Annotated in this window: 13 protein-coding genes; 5 read left to right on the top strand and 8 right to left on the bottom strand. The window is 71.7% G+C overall.

Features of this window, described 5'->3' with window-relative positions:
- Positions 1–54 precede the first annotated feature (54 nt).
- The 7 genes from ACFVHI_RS28265 to ACFVHI_RS28295 all read right to left on the bottom strand — a co-directional run bounded on the left by ACFVHI_RS28265 (position 55) and on the right by ACFVHI_RS28295 (position 9208).
- On the bottom strand, positions 55–2301 hold the full coding sequence (locus tag ACFVHI_RS28265) for a WD40 repeat domain-containing protein (RefSeq protein ID WP_380344025.1): 2247 nt from the start codon (positions 2299–2301) through the stop codon (positions 55–57).
- A gap of 123 nt (positions 2302–2424) precedes the next feature.
- Positions 2425–3384, bottom strand: a complete 960-nt coding sequence (gene pip / locus ACFVHI_RS28270; protein ID WP_380344028.1) for a prolyl aminopeptidase — start codon at positions 3382–3384, stop codon at positions 2425–2427.
- A 95-nt stretch (positions 3385–3479) separates the two neighbouring features.
- Positions 3480–3992 carry a GNAT family N-acetyltransferase gene (locus ACFVHI_RS28275; protein WP_380344031.1) on the bottom strand — a complete coding sequence of 171 codons (513 nt, stop codon included), beginning with the start codon at positions 3990–3992 and terminating at the stop codon, positions 3480–3482.
- 116 nt (positions 3993–4108) lie between these two features.
- Entirely contained in the window at positions 4109–5947 is a 1839-nt protein-coding gene (locus ACFVHI_RS28280) for an endonuclease/exonuclease/phosphatase family protein (protein WP_380344060.1), read from the bottom strand.
- 421 nt (positions 5948–6368) lie between these two features.
- On the bottom strand, positions 6369–7298 hold the full coding sequence (locus tag ACFVHI_RS28285; RefSeq protein ID WP_380344033.1) for a Gfo/Idh/MocA family protein: 930 nt from the start codon (positions 7296–7298) through the stop codon (positions 6369–6371).
- A gap of 112 nt (positions 7299–7410) precedes the next feature.
- Complete coding sequence (locus tag ACFVHI_RS28290; protein ID WP_380344036.1) at positions 7411–8013, bottom strand: response regulator; 603 nt, start codon at positions 8011–8013, stop codon at positions 7411–7413.
- Entirely contained in the window at positions 7988–9208 is a 1221-nt protein-coding gene (locus ACFVHI_RS28295) for a sensor histidine kinase (RefSeq protein WP_063346224.1), read from the bottom strand. The genes ACFVHI_RS28290 and ACFVHI_RS28295 overlap by 26 nt, the downstream gene beginning before the upstream one ends.
- A gap of 369 nt (positions 9209–9577) precedes the next feature.
- Between ACFVHI_RS28295 and ACFVHI_RS28300 the strand changes: the two genes are divergently transcribed.
- On the top strand, positions 9578–10216 hold the full coding sequence (locus ACFVHI_RS28300; RefSeq protein ID WP_063346225.1) for a hypothetical protein: 639 nt from the start codon (positions 9578–9580) through the stop codon (positions 10214–10216).
- Between the two features lie 32 nt (positions 10217–10248).
- Complete coding sequence (locus ACFVHI_RS28305) at positions 10249–10866, top strand: RICIN domain-containing protein (protein WP_159398325.1); 618 nt, start codon at positions 10249–10251, stop codon at positions 10864–10866.
- Positions 10867–11092: 226 nt separating this feature from the next.
- Here ACFVHI_RS28305 and ACFVHI_RS28310 read toward each other — a convergent pair whose 3' ends face one another.
- Positions 11093–11614, bottom strand: coding sequence for a hypothetical protein (locus tag ACFVHI_RS28310; RefSeq protein ID WP_380344040.1), 522 nt, complete (start codon positions 11612–11614; stop codon positions 11093–11095).
- A gap of 345 nt (positions 11615–11959) precedes the next feature.
- Here ACFVHI_RS28310 and ACFVHI_RS28315 point away from each other — a divergent pair, with 345 nt between their 5' ends.
- The 3 genes from ACFVHI_RS28315 (at position 11960) to ACFVHI_RS28325 (ending at position 14722) form a co-directional block, all read left to right on the top strand.
- Positions 11960–13114 (top strand): hypothetical protein, encoded by a 1155-nt coding sequence (locus tag ACFVHI_RS28315; protein WP_380344042.1) that lies wholly within the window; start codon positions 11960–11962, stop codon positions 13112–13114.
- A gap of 138 nt (positions 13115–13252) precedes the next feature.
- Positions 13253–13576, top strand: a complete 324-nt coding sequence (locus ACFVHI_RS28320) for a GMC oxidoreductase (protein ID WP_380344044.1) — start codon at positions 13253–13255, stop codon at positions 13574–13576.
- A gap of 165 nt (positions 13577–13741) precedes the next feature.
- Positions 13742–14722 (top strand): aldo/keto reductase, encoded by a 981-nt coding sequence (locus tag ACFVHI_RS28325; RefSeq protein ID WP_380344046.1) that lies wholly within the window; start codon positions 13742–13744, stop codon positions 14720–14722.
- Positions 14723–14860: the final 138 nt, after the last annotated feature.

The raw sequence follows: 14860 nt of genomic DNA on the forward strand, positions 1-14860 counted from the left end.
CGGGGGACCACCTCCCAAGTGGCTCGTGCTGCGGGCCGCTTGTGCGGGGCCTGGTCAACGGCGGGCCAACACCGCGACCTCCCAGCCGAAGCCCACCACCAACCGGCCATCCGGTACCACGGCCACCGCCCAGACCCGCAGTGGGAACACCAGCTCCGGCCCGACCTGGTCGCCGGTGGTCAGGTCCCAGACCCGCACCGTACAGTCGTCGCCGCCGGTGACCGCCACGGGGCGGCCCTCGACCACCGCCGTCGCCACCGCGTTCACCTCACCGGTGTGGCCGGTGAAGGGTTGGCCGATCCGCTGGACGGTGGTCAGGTCCCAGACCCGCACCGTACAGTCGTCGCCGCCGGTGACCGCCACGGGGCGGCCGTCGACCACCGTCGTCGCCACCGCCAGCACGCAGTCGGTGTGGCCGGTCAGGGGCTCGCCGATCTGCTCGCGCGTGGTCAGGTCCCAGACCAGTACCGTGCCGTCGTCGCCGCCGGTGATCGCCAGGGGGCGGCCCTCGACCACCGCCGTCGCCACCGCGTTCACCTCGCCGGTGTGGCCCGTCAGGGGCTCACCGACCTGCTGACCCGAAGGCAGGTCCCAGACCCGTACGTCATCGAAGCCGCCGGTGATCGCTACAGGGCGGCCGTCGACCACCCCCGTCGCCACCGCGTTCACCCCCTCCTCGTGGCCGGTGGGCGGTTCGCTGATCTGCTCGCGCGTGGTCAGGTCCCATACCCGCAGGGTTTCATCGTGGCTGCCGGTGACCGCCACGGGGCGGCCGTCGACCACCGCCGTCGCCACCGCCCACACCCAGCCGTCCCGGTCGGTGAGGTGACGGCCGATATGGCGACCAGCGGTCAGATCCCAGACCCGCACGGTCTGGTCAGAACTGCCCGTGACCGCGACGGGGCGGCCCTCGACCACCGCCGTCGCCACCGTGCCCACCTCGCCGGTGTGGCCGGTGAGCGGCTCACCCACCTGGCCGCCCGAGGTCAGGTCCCACACCCGCACCATCCCGTCCTGACTGCCGGCGATCACGTGGGGACGGCCGTCCAGCACCGCCGTCGTCATCGCCCGTACCTTGTCGGTATGGCCGCGCACCGGCTCGCCGAGCGGCTTGCCCGTGGCCAGATCCCACACCTGGAGCGTCCAGTCCTCGCCTCCGCTGACGATGCAGGGGCGGCCTTCGATCGTGGTCGTGACCACCGACAACACCCATCCGTCGTGACCGGTGAGAGGTCGGCCGAGCTGCCGGCCGGTGGCCAGGTCCCACACCCGCACGGTCTCGTCGTGGCCACCGGTGACCGCCACGGGACGGCCGTCGAGCACCCCCGTCGCCACCGCTCGTACCGCCTCCTCGTGGCCGGTGAGCGGCTCGCCGATCTGCTCGCGGGTGGTCAGGTCCCACACTCGCGCGGTCCCGTCGTGGCTGCCGGTGACCGCGACGGGACGGCCGTCGAGCACCGCCGTCGCCACCGAGTACACAGCAGAGGTGTGGCCGGTGAGCGGCTCGCCGATCTGCTCGCGCGTGGTCAGGTCCCACACCCGCACGTCGCCGCTGCCGGTGACCGCGACGGGACGGCCGTCGAGCACCGCCGTCGCCACAGCCAACACCCCGGCTGTGTGGCCGGTGAGGGGTTGGCCGATCTGCTCGCGCGTGGTCAGGTCCCACACCCGCACGGTCCGGTCACCACTGCCGGTGAGCGCCACGGGGCGGCCGTCGAGCAGCGCCGTCGCCACCGCGCACACCTCGCCGCTGTGGCCGGTGAGGGGTTTGCCGATCTGCTGGCCGGTGGTCAGGTCCCATACCCGCACGGTCCGCTCGGAACTGCCGGTGACCGCCGAGGAACTACCGGTGACCGCCAAAGAACTGCCGGTGACCGCCACGGGGCGGCCGTCGACCACGGCCGTCGCGACCGCCAGCAACGCATCGGTAGTGTGGACGGTCGGAATACGACGCAGGGACCGGTCGAGCTGGCCGCCGGTGGCCCACTCGACGCCCCACGGTGCGGCGGGTTCGTCCTCCACCGGTACTGCGGTGATCCGTGCCGACAGCTCCCGGTCCCCGTAACGGGCCGCGTCCAGCGCCAGCAGCTGTCGGCGCACCCCCGCAGTGACGTCACGATGCAGGTCTGTCGAGGCCCGGTACACCGACGCGGCCAATCGCGCCGCCGGACCCGACGCCGCGTCCAGCAACGCCAGTACCGATCCCGGGTCCGCGTTCACCAGGAACCCCGGATCGACCAACCGCTCAACGGCCACGGCGGATTCAGCACGCGGGCGGATGCCCCGCAGATCATCGGACATGACCGGCACACTAGCCGTACCCAGCAACACGGCACCGCAGAAGGTGCGACCGCCAGACCCCCCGCCTGCCAATGGGCAGGGCAACGCCCCCGACGGGCGTCGCCCTGCCGGGCACCCCGGGGATCAGCGGTGCTTGAACTCCTCGATGGCCTCCCGGACGGTCTCCTTCATCTCCTCGCTGCCGATGTGCCCCGAGTCCTCGGAGATGTGCAGCCTCGCGCCCGGCCACGCCTTCGCCAGCTCCCACGCCGTCTGCACCGGGCCGCCCATGTCGTGCCGGCCGTGCACCAGCACCGCCGGGATCCCGGCCAGTTTGTGGGCGTTGCGCAGCAGTTGGTCCTCCTCCAGCCAGGCGCCGTTGCTGAAGAAGTGGGCGCAGATCCGGACGAACGCGATCTGCTCGTCGACCTCCCGGGCGCTGTACATGCCGGGCGAGCCGTTGGGCTCGTTCGAGATGACCGCGTCCTCCCAGGCGAGCCAGTCGGCTGCGGCCTTCTCCCGGACCGCCCGGTCGGGGTTCTCCATCAGCCGCGCGTAGGCGGCGAGCAGGTCGCCGTCCCGCTCGTCCTCGGGCACGCCCTCGCGGAACCGGTCCCACGCCTCGGGGTAGAAGGACCCGGCGCCCCGGTAGAGCCAGTCGGTCTCGGCCCGGCGGGTCGTCGTCACCGCCTGGATGATGATCTCGCTGACCCGCTCGGGGTGCTGCTGCGCGTAGGCCAGCAGGAGGGTCGAACCCCAGGAGGCGCCGTTCAGCAACCACCGCTCGATGCCGAGGTGTTCGCGCAGCCGCTCCATGTCGTCGATCAGGTGCTGCGTGGTGTTCAGGCTCATGTCCGCCGCAGGGTCGCTGGCGTGCGGGGTGCTGCGGCCGCAGTTGCGCTGGTCGTAGCGGATCACGCGGTAGCAGTCCGGGTCCCACGCCCGGGTGGGCCGGTCCGGCGTCCCCGCCCCGGGGCCGCCGTGGACGTACAGGACGGGCTTGCCCTCGGGGTTGCCGAGCTGCTCGTAGTAGACCCGGTTGCCGTCTCCGGTGTCGAGGAAACCGTGGCCGTAGGGACTCGTCGGAGGATAGAGATCAACCATGACCGTCGATCCTAGGGCGCGGGCGCGCTCGGGGCCCGTGCTTTTCCGCCCAACCTGCGGCACGGGAACGGGCGTTCGGCCGACCTCGGGGCGTTTCAGTCCAGCGGGAGGGCCATCTCCAGGATGCGGGCCTGCGGGTCGAGCCCGTACGGGGTCTCTCCGCCGGTGTAGGTGAAGCCCCGGCGCAGGTAGAAGGCGGCGGCGCGGGCGTTCGCCTCGTGCACGCCGAGCAGCATCCGCTTGGCGCCGCCCTCGGTGCGGGCCCAGTCGGTGGCGGCGTCCAACAGGGCGTCCGTCACGCCGCGTTCGCGGCCGCGGTGTTGCGGGGCCACCCAGACGCCGATCAGGACAGCGGTCGCGGCCTGGTCCCGGTCGGGGACGGACAGCATCGTGCCGACCCATTCGCCGTCCGGGTCGACGGCCGCCAGGCCGACGCTGCCCGGCTCGTTCACCCGGGCCGCCCGGGCCCGCCAGTCGGCCTCGCCCAGGGCCTGCGCGGCCTCGTGGGTCTCGCCGAACGCCATCGGGAAGTCGAGGAGTTGGGCCAGCCGCACCTTCCGCAGGCGCTGCCAGTCCTCGGCGCCCATCCGCTCGATCCGGTACCGCATGTTCTCCGACCCCCACTGCCGCAGCTGCCTTCGCCGGCGGTGGTCACCTCCGGCGAAGGCAGCATAGCTGCAGGTCAGGGTCCGATGCGGACCGGTCAGGACCTGATGCGGAGCGGTCAGGGCTTGATCCGGACCACCTGCGGGTCGTGGTCGCTGGCCTGCTGGGCGAACTCGGCGTTGATGTGCACCACGTCGTACTTGGCGTAGCCGACCTCGGGGCTGACCAGGATGTGGTCCAGCACCTGCGAGTTGCCCTGGTAGACGTAGGAGTACTGCTCGGTCTCCGGCAGTTCGTTCACCAGGTCGCGCAGCACGCCGTCCTTGGTGAGCGCGGCCAGCGCGGGCGAGAACTGGTAGTCGTTGAAGTCGCCGAGCGAGACGACGCGCGCCTCCTTGTCGGCGGCCAGCAGCTTGGCGACGAAGGCCTGCTCGATGGTGGCCTGCTTGACCCGCTGCACCTCGGAGCTGCGGGTGGGGGCCTGGAAGCGGCTGTCGATGCCCTGGTCGCCGCCCTTGCTGTTGAAGTGGTTGGCGATGACGAAGACCTTCTTGCCGCGGAAGGAGAACTGCCCGACCAGCGGCTTGCGGCTGTTGGTCCACGCGTCGTCGGCCGGGGCGATCCGGCCGGGCGAGGCGGTCAGCGCGGTGGTGGCGCCGCTGCCGGCGACGTCCACGGCGCTGGTGGCGGCGCCGCCGGGGATGTCGGTGAAGGAGACCCGCTGCGGGTTGAACAGGAACACCTGCCGGATGTTGCCGCCCGGCTCGCCGCCGTCCTTGCCGTCCTGCGGGTCGATCGAGCGCCAGTCGTACGCCGGGCCGCCGGCCGCCTTGATCGCGGCGATGAACTTGGCGACGGTCTGGCTCGCGTCGACCGTGCCGTCGTTCTTGGCGCCGTTGTTGTCCTGGATCTCCTCCAGGGCGACGATGTCGGGCGAGCGCAGGTTGGTGACGATGCCCTGGGCCAGCTCGGCGAACTTGGCGTCCGGGTTGCCGGGGGCGAGGTTCTCCACGTTGTAGGTGGCGATGGCGAGTTCGCGGTCGGCCGCCTTGGCGGTGACCTCGCGCTGGAGGTGGTTGTCCTGGAGCGTGCCCAGGGTGCCGGCGACGAGGGTGTAGCCGCCGAACTGGTTGTAGTCCAGCGGGCCGGTGGTGGTGCCGGTCAGCACGTCGCCCACGTTGGCCACCGGGAACGGCTGCTGCGGGGTGACCGCCGCCTGCTGCTGCACCATCAGGCGGCCCACGTTGGGCTCCGCGTACGACTCGTACAGCACGCCGCCGCGCTTGCTGCGCTGGTCCTGCCGGTCGGCGGCGACCCACAGCTCGTTGTACTTGTCCGTCGCCTGTATCACCCGGACATCCTTGACCTGGACGAGCATGCCCTCCAGCGACTCGTAGAAGTCCAGGGCGTACTTCTCCGGGTTGAGCGGCAGCGCGTCGATGCTGCCGCCCGCGGGCGCCGGCGGGGCGTAGGTGCCGGGGATGTTGCGGGTGTCCACGACCACCGGGGCCGGCAGCGGGTTGCCGGAGGACAGCACGGTGACGGCGGGGCCGGTGAGCTCGGTGACGGACTGCGAGCCGCCCGCGAAGGCCGGGTAGTACTCGGTGACCTTGCCGCTGACCAGGACCGAGTCGCCGGCCTTCACGGTCGGGTTGCCGCCGGTGTAGACGAAGACGCCCTCGCTGGTGGCCGGGTCGGCGTCGGGGTTCGGGTCCTGCATCCAGAATCCCTTGGCGCTGCCGTAGGCGCGCACGCCGGTGACGACGCCGGGCACGCCGGTGACGGGCTTCCCGGCCTGCGGGGAGATCCGGGTGGTGCCCTGGATGTCGTGGATGCGCAGCGGTCCGGCCTCGGTCGGCCCGGCCGGGGCGGCGGCGTTCGCGGCGGTGGGCACGGCATTCGCGGCGGCGTTCGTGGCGGCGGGCGCGGCGTTCGCGGCCGGCAGCGGGACGAGCACCAGCGAGGCGGCCAGTCCGGCCGGGAGGATCGCGGCGCGCAGCAGGGCCCGGCGGGGGCGGGGAGCGGGGGCGGTGGTCACCGGGGCATGACTCCTAGCTCCGTCGTGCGGCACGGTCGTGGCACGGCGGTCGAGGGTGGAGCGGGGCACAGGGCGTCGTCCACCCGGCGGGTCTGCGGCCGCCGGGCCGTGACGCATGGTCAGGCGGCGTGCCCATGGCACGCGCTACCCGCGTAGATGAAGCGGAAGCCGGTCACCCGCCCCCCGCAGCGACCCCAAGATACGCGCGTAGAAAATGACGCGACAAGACCCCGTCAGTGAACTTCTGGCTCCGCTCCGACGTCCGCCCCGGCCCCTACTCCTGCCTCCGCTCCCACCCCCGTCCCTTCAGCCCGCTCCTTCGGCCCGCCTCGACGCCCCCTCAGCCCGCCTCGATCCGCTCCACGATCAGCTCGCACAGCTCGTGGGTGCGCAGGGCGTCGTGCGCGTCCACGGTCTTGCCGACCCGGACGGCGTCCAGGAAGGACTGGACGCACTGCTCGATGCCGCGCTGACGGGCGACGGACACCCAGTCGCCGCGCCGGCGGACGGTGGGCTGGCCGCGGTGGTCGATCACCTCGGCGAGGTTGTGCACCGCCCGCTTGGAGTCGGCGCCGGAGACCTCCAGGATCTCCTCCGTCGAGCCGGAGAGCCGGTTCATGATGCCGAGTGCCGTGAAGCCGTCCCCGCCGAGGGTCAGGACGACGTGCTCGACCAGCCCGTCGCGCACCCGCGAGCGGACGTCGACGTGCTCGATCTCGCCGGGGGCCAGGAAGCGCAGGGTGTCGACGACGTGGATGAAGTCGTCGAACACCAGGGAGCGGGCCGCCTCGGCGAGACCCTCGCGGTTCTTCTGCAGGACGATCAGGTCGCGGGGGCGCTCCTTGGCCTGGGCGTAGCCGGGCGCGTACCGGCGGTTGAAGCCGACCATCAGCGAGCGGCCCGTCCGGTCGGCGAGGTCGACGAGCCGGCGGGCGCCGTCCACGGTGTAGTCGAGCGGCTTGTCGACGTAGACGTCGACACCGGCCGTCAGCAACTGCTCCACGATCGGGACGTGCTGGCTGGTCGCGGCGTGCACGAACGCCGCCCGGATCCCGCTCCCGATCAACTCCCCGAGATCGGTGAAGCGGTGCTCGGGCGCGATCCGGTGGACGTCGCCGAGGCGATCGAGCTTGGCCCGGTCCCGGGTCATCAACCGCAGGTCGAGGCCCGGCATCGCTCCGAGGACGGGCAGGTACGCCTTCTGGGCGATGTCACCGAGGCCGATGACCCCGACCGGGAGCAGGGTGTCGGGAACAGCGGTCGAACTCATGAGGTCTCCAGTGGTGCGCTCGGTCATCGGCCGTACCCACCCTATTCACCAGCTCCCGTACGCCACCAACCCGTCGCCAGTGGGGCGGGACGCGAGTACACCTCCTTCAGGATCAGATCCACCCTTCTTCCCAGGCACGGCGAGCCGCTTCGTGGCGGGTGCGGACAGCGAGTTTGGTGATGGCACCGGAGAGGTAGTTGCGGACGGTGCCGGGAGCGAGATGGTGCTGTTCGGCGAGGGCGCTGACGGCGTGGCCGTGGTGGACGGCACGCAGGACATCGAGTTCGCGGGGGGTTAGAGGACAGGGGGTTTCGGTGAGGGCGTGGGTGGCGAGCTGGTGGTCGATGTAGCGGCCGCCGGTGTGGATGTCGCGCAGGATGTCGGCCAGTTGGGTGGCGGGAGTGGTTTTGGGGACAAAGCCCTGGATGCCTGCGGCCAGAGCGCGACGCAGGACGCCGGGCCGGGCGTGACGCGTGACGAGGACAGTGGGGATGGGGCGGTGGCGGCGGATCTCCTGGGCGGCGGAGATGCCGTCGAGGTGGGGCATCTCCAGGTCCAACAGGGCGATGTCGATCGGGTGACGGGCGGCGGCCTGGACTGCCGTGAGGCCGTCAGGAGCCTGGGCGGTGACGGTCAGGTCCGGTTCGAGGTCGAGGAGTGCGGCGAGGGCGCCGCGGGTGAGGTCTTCGTCATCGGCGAGCAGGATGCGAATCACGCGGGGTCTCCCGGTGGGTGTGGCCGACCAGTTCGAAGTGGCCGCCGGGGTGGGTGGCGATGCGAATGTAACCGCCGATGGCGTGGAAGCGTTCCTGCAGTCCGGCCAGGCCGCTGCCGGGGTCCGCAGGGTGCGACGGGGCACCGTCGTTGCGCAGCAGGACGCGGGCCTGACCCGCGGCAGCGGTGATGGTGATCTGGCAGTGGCGGGCACGGCTGTGGCGGAGGATGTTGGTGATGCCTTCGCGGACCAAGGCGGCGAAGGCCGGCTGGAGCTGGTGAGGGATGCGTGCGGCGTCTCCGTCGATCGCGGTGCGGATTCCGGCGGCTTCCAGGATTCCCGCGGCGTTGGCCAGTTCGCTACTCAGGCTGGCGCGCCGGTAGCCGTGGACCACGGCCCGGGACTCCTCGAGTGCGGAGCGAGCCAGTTCGGTGATCTCCCGGACGTGCGCGCGCGCCTCGTGGTCACTGCGGCCGATCAATCGCTCGGCCAACTCGCCCTTGAGTGTGATGGCCTGGAGCCGGTGGCCCTGGAGATCGTGCAGATCTGCGGCGAACCGCAGCCTCTCCTCCGCCACGGCCAGGGTGGCCGTGGTCTCGCGGACGTGTTCGGCCTCCAGGACCGCCCGCCACAGCCGGGCCACCATCAACTCCACCCCGGCGATGAACAGCACCATCCCCGCACCGGTCGCCGCCGGCACCCCGGGCAGGTAGGGGTTGTCCTGGCGCCACTGCGCCACTGCCTCACCCAGCACCGCACAGCCCAGCGCGACTGTCGTGAGCAGCCGGCGGCGCGCCCGAGCGGGCAGGGTCAGGGCCATCGCCGCTGCCATGGCCCCCGGCAGCATGGCCCAGTCGAGTGCGGTGTACGGACGGACCGCCATGTCGCCCCACGTCGCGATCGCTGCGGCCAGCAGCAGGAGGCTCCACCGCCCCTCGGCGGTGGCGGAGCCATGGCGGGGGACCTGGCCGGCGAGGCCACCCGGCACCGCCCGGCGGATGAGCCGAGTGTGCTGGACCGCGACGGCGACGAGCACCGGAGCGACCAGTGCCTGGTGTCCGGGGCCGAGGTTGAAGACGAGGTCGTTCGCGGCCAGCAACAGCCATAGGGGCCCCAGAGCGAGCAACGTCCAGTGGGTGAGACGGCCCAGCCGCCCCGGATCGACCGTACCGGACCCCATAGGTGAGGTGATCATGTCCGGCCACCCTAGAGTCAGCCTCGGCTCGCTGTCTGCGACCGAACCAACCAAAAGATGACAGTTGTCATAGGCGAACCATGACACGGCCCGCCCGACTCATGTCATCAGCCACTACTGGCGACCGGTGCGCCACGACAAGACTCTTCATCACCGGACCACGGAGGTATCACGGTCCGGGCGCCTACCGGCCCCGGCCAGTGCGAACCCACACCACACGATCTCCGAGGAGCCTCCGGACAAGGGTCCTGCCGCAAGGCCCGAAGCATCCACAAGGACGCATGCGCACCAGCAGTCCGCACGTACCCCTGCACGAGGCGCGCGCACGCACGCCTCGTCCTTGTTTCCGCGCCCGCTGGAGGAGCACAGATGACCACCACCCGCAAGCCGCGCCGGCGCACCCTCGCGGCCTCGGCCACCACCGCCATCGCGGTGGGCCTGTTAAGCCTTGGCGCCGCCCCCGCCGCCCACGCCGACACCCTCCCGACCCTCTGCAACCCCGCTGTGGACCACGCCACCACGGAACCCTTCAACCTGCAGATCACCCCCATCGTCACCGACTTCCTCATCTACAACGTCGCCCCGGGCACCACCGGACAGCACACCGACACCCTGACCAGGGTCAGCTCGGTGACCACCACCGTCGACAACAAGACCGAGATCACCGCCACCGCGAGCGCGCTGTTCGCCAAGGTCGAGGTCAAGGTCGGCTTCTCGGTCCAGAAGACCACCTCCAGCACCACCAGCCAGACCGTGAGCGACGTCTGGAACCTCAAGGACCCCGGGCGCTACGGCCTCTACCGCGGCACCAGGGTCGTCACCGGCCAGTACGTCACCCGCATCTGCGCCCAGACCGGCCCCACCACCGGCATCTGGGTCACCACCCAGCCCACCCCCGGGACGTTCACCACCTACGAGTCCCCGGAGATCGGCTCGGTCGGCTGCGCCCCCGCCGAACCGGCCGCCACCGTGCGCCGGACCGCCCAACTCCTCATCAGCAACTGCTGACCGTGCCCACCGATCTGACGACGGAGGAACCCGTGACAAACCCGCTGCGCCACGCCACCACCCGCCGGGGCACGGCGCTACGCGCCCTCGGCGCCGCCGCCCTCGCCTCGCTGGCCGGCCTCACCCTGCTCGCCGGCCCCGCGTCGGCCGCGACCCAGGGGCTGGCGTCGAGCGAGTGGCACGGCTACGTCTGCGACGACGGCTACTACCGGATCAAGACGCCGTTCGGACAACTCGTGGAGAAGAACATGGCCAGCTCCTGGGGGCAGGTCATCCAGAACCCCGACACCGGTGGCTACAACCAGCAGTGGAAGCTGTGCCACTACAACTCCGACAACCAGTCCTTCATCTTCCGCAGCCGGCTGAACGAGGACGACTGCCTGGGCCACTGGAAACGGAACCCGAACGACCCGAACGAGGGGAACAGCGACGGCGCCCCCTTCAACGTGTTCGACTGCTCGGGGTGGATCTACGGCAACCAGATCTTCTCGCTGATCCACCCCTCACCCGGCTCCAGCGAGGTGCTGCTCCGGATCGGGCACAGCGGGAGCTTTGGCACCGTCGCCGACCCGGCCGGCTCCGCAGGTTCGGCCGTGAACCAGTACTCCTACCGGGCGACCCTGTTCACGTTGGAGCACCTCGCCGCGTGACGGCCCCCGCCCCACCCCGGGGCCAAGCTGTGCCTGCGGTCGAGAACCGAGGCGGCGCTCGTCTCCACCCTGCACGCCGAGGAGTTGGCGGGCGGGACGGCCTGGGTGCTGGGCGCCGCCGGCTGAGCCCGCACTCGCACAACGGCGCCGGGACCGTACGGGAGGAGATCCCGTACGGGCCCGGCGCCGTGCCGTCCGCGGGCCGGCGGGCGGCCGGGTCGGCGGCTCAGGGGATGAGGGCGCCGACCCCTTCGACCAGCAGCATCCAGGTGGGCTGCCCGCCGGTGCCGAAGGCGGAGGCGAGGACGTACCCGATCGCGGCGTCGGCGGGGCGGGCGGGGGCGTCGTCCCGCCACTCCACGATGACGATCTGGTCGCCGTCGCAGGAGAAGTCGCCGAGGCGCTTGCCGTCGCGGATGAGCCGGCTGCTGGGGATGGAGTCCGGGACGAGGACGTAGACGGCGCCGTCGTACGTGGTCTCGACCCGGTAGGACTTCCGGCGGAGCTTTCCCCGGCCCGGCCGCAGCGGCACCGGCGAGCCGTCGACGGTCAGTGTCAGGTGGGCGGTGTCGCGGGTGCCGATGGCGATCTGCGGGTCCGGCTCGCTGCCCGGGTCACGCTCCAGGACGGCGGTGGGGATCCGCTCCCCGGAGACGGTCACCCGGTCCTGGCCGTCGACGCGGACGGTGATCTCGCCGAACAGGGTGTCCTCGGTGGTGAAGGGGGCGGGCGCCGGAAGGTCGGTCATCTGTGATTCCTTTGGTGGGTCGTAACTCCGGCCTTCCGGAAGAGAATTAGCGGGCCGGAATTCGCGGGCCGGGGTGATTCTCTCATTCGGCGGAGAGGGATTCACCCTATGGTGGGTGCCAGTTGACTTCCCGCCGGCTCGCGGTGGAAAGCACGGCGGTCGAGCAGTTCCCGGTGGGCACGACGATCCCGACAGGCCGGCTCCGCACGCCCCACCAGTCACTGCTGGACCTTCCAACTCTCCTTTACCACTTAATAGTTGTTCCATCCAATGGCAATGGAATCCCCTAGGCTTCGATCCACCCGGTGCCCGGCGCGGCGCACCGGACGACAAGGGGAGGACATGATGAGGACCCCGGCAAGCGCGTTACGGCGCGGATCCCGCTGGACTGTCTCGGCGGCGACGGCGGTGGCCCTGCTGCTCGGTGGGGCGGGTGTCTCGGGGGCCTCGGGGGCGGCCCCCTCCGGCGTTCCCGACGGCCCCGTCTCCGGCGTTCCGGGGGCCGTCCGGCTCGCGGAGTTCACCTGGGAGAAGGTCACCGAGGCGGTCAGTGCGGACGGCCGCACGGTCTACCTCGTGCTGACGGACGTGGTCGGCGGGCGCCAGGGCGTGTACCTGTCCACCGTCGACACGCAGACCGGCACGGTGAGGGCCCGCCTCCCGCTCGGCGACCCGGCACCCTACGGGCGGCCGGCCCTCAGCCCGGACGGCGACCGGCTGTACGTCGGAGTCGGCTCCGCCGTCTACGTCATCGACACCGCGACCAACACGGTCAAGGCCCGCGTCGCCGCGCCGGCGCAGCAGCTCCCGGCGGGCTGGACCCCGGGCGCGGCGACCAGTCTGGCCACCGACCCGGACGGCGAGACCCTCTACGTCGGCCAGTCCGGGCCCTCGGGCCCCGCCGGGCAGGAGGAGCCGGGCCGGATCCTGGAATTCTCCACCGGCGACCAGGAGTTCATCGACCAGACGGCGGTCACCGCCCACACGGTCAACGATCTCGCCGTCCTGCCCGACGGGAGCTCCCTCTACGCGGGCACGAACCTCGACCTGCTGCGCCTCGACATCAGGACCGGGCTCGGCACCGCCAAGGTCGTCGACCCCGGCGCCAAGGACGAGCTGGCGCTCTCCCCCGACGGCTCCTTCCTGCTCGCGCTCGGGTCGGTCCGCACCTACTCCGTGGGCATCGGGCTCGACACGGGCACGGACAAGGTGCGCTACCTCATGAAGTACGGCTCCGGCTACTTCGAGTACCACCACCCGGCGATGAACACCGACGGCAGCCGCGTCTACCTGCTCGGCGGCCCCTCCTACACCATCCCCGTCCCGCTGTACACGCTCGTGCCGGGCGAGAACCGGTTCGACCAGAGCGTGCGCCTCTCCGTCCCCGAGACGTACATCCACGCCCTCGCCACCGGGCCGGACGGCCACTCGCTGTACGTCACCGGCTGCGTGTACTCCGACTCGGCGAAGGGCTGCTTCCTGCGAACCCTGCAGATCTGACGCCGCGCCGGTCCGAGCACGCGGGCGGCCCGTACGAGCACCTGCTCGCACGGGCCGCCGCCGTTTCGCGCGGCGGTTGACCTCAACCGGCCCACCACCACCGCCGGTACGACCCAGTCCACCACGGCGATCAACGGGGTGCTGAGCCGGCTCAACGCCGTCGCCCCCGGCTCGTCGACCAGCTTCACCAGTCCCGGCCAGACCTCGCACTCGCTCGGCGGCGTGCCGCTCGGCGTCGCGACGGACTCCGGCGGACAGCTGAAGAACTACCCGAACCTGTTCGTGGTGGACGGCTCGCTGTTCCCCGGCGGCGGGCTCCAGGCGACCCCGCCGGCGCTCACCATCACCGCGCCGGCCGACCGCCTGATATCCGGCATCGCCGGCTCGGCGATGGTCACCGCCTCCTCCTCGGCCGCCGCGGGCATGGCATCCGCGGCCGCCTCCGACACCTCCCTGCGGTAAGGACGCGTCGTCAAACCCCCACCCGCGTGACGGCATTGGACACGCACCCTGAGACTGGTCCGCAAGGCGCCCGGTGCCCGCGAGGTCTCGCGGGCACCGGGGCCGACCAGCCTTCATCAGGCCGCGGCATCCCCCGCGCGGCCTGTTCGCACTGATCGGAGAACCATGACCACCAGGAAGCTCGGCACCAACGGCCCGCTCGTCTCCGCCCTCGGCCTCGGCACGATGGCGATGGCGGGCAGCTACGGCGCAGCCGACGAGCAGGAGTCCGTGGCCACCATCCGCAAGGCCCTCGACTCCGGCATCAACCTGATCGACACCGCCGACTTCTACGGCCCGGGCACCGCCGAGCAGATCACCGGCCGGGCGATCGCCGGGCGCCGCGACGAGGTCGTGCTGGCCAGCAAGTTCGGCATGCGCACCCTGGAGGACGGCCGCCGTGTCGTCGACGGCACCCCCGCGTACGTCAAGGAGGCGGTGGAGCTGTCGCTCTCCCGCCTGGGCACCGACCACCTCGACCTCTACTACCTCGCCCGGGTCGACCCGAACGTCCCGGTCGAGGAGACCGTCGGCGCGCTGGCCGAGCTGGTCGAGGCCGGCAAGGTCAAGCACATCGGCCTGTGCGAGGCGGCCGCCTCGACGCTGCGCCGGGCGCACGCCGTGCACCCGATCACCACGCTGCAGACCGAGTACTCGCTGTGGGAGCGCCACGTCGAGGACGAGATCCTGCCGACCGCGCGCGAGCTCGGTGTCGCCCTGGCCGCCTACCGCCCGCTGGGCAGCGGCTTCCTCGGCGGCAGCTTCAACTCGCCCGAGGACCTCGACCCGTCCGACTTCCGCCGCCACGACCCGCGGTTCCAGGGCGAGAACTTCACCCGGAACAAGGCGATCGCCGACGCCGTCGCCGTGGTCGCCGAGGAGAAGGGCGCCACCGCCGGCCAGCTCGCGCTGGCCTGGGTGCTGGCCCAGGGCGAGGACGTGGTGCCGCTGTTCGGCGCCCGCCGTCCGTCCCGGATCGAGGAGAACGCCGCCGCGGCCGACCTGGAGCTGAGCGCCGAGGACCTCAAGCGGATCGCCGACCTCGTCCCGGCGACCGCCGGCGACCGCTACGCCGCCCCGCTCCTGGCCACCATCGACCGGGGCTGACCCGAACGGTCCGGGGGCGGCCGCCCAACCCCCCAAAACAGGCCCCCCCCCCCCGACACACCCCCCACCCCTAAAGAGCCCCCCCCCCACCCCACCGAAACGAGAACAACCCAGAAACCCAAGCCCCAACCCCCAACA

The sequence above is a fragment of the Kitasatospora sp. NPDC127121 genome (assembly GCF_042677305.1).
Lineage (GTDB): Bacteria > Actinomycetota > Actinomycetes > Streptomycetales > Streptomycetaceae > Kitasatospora.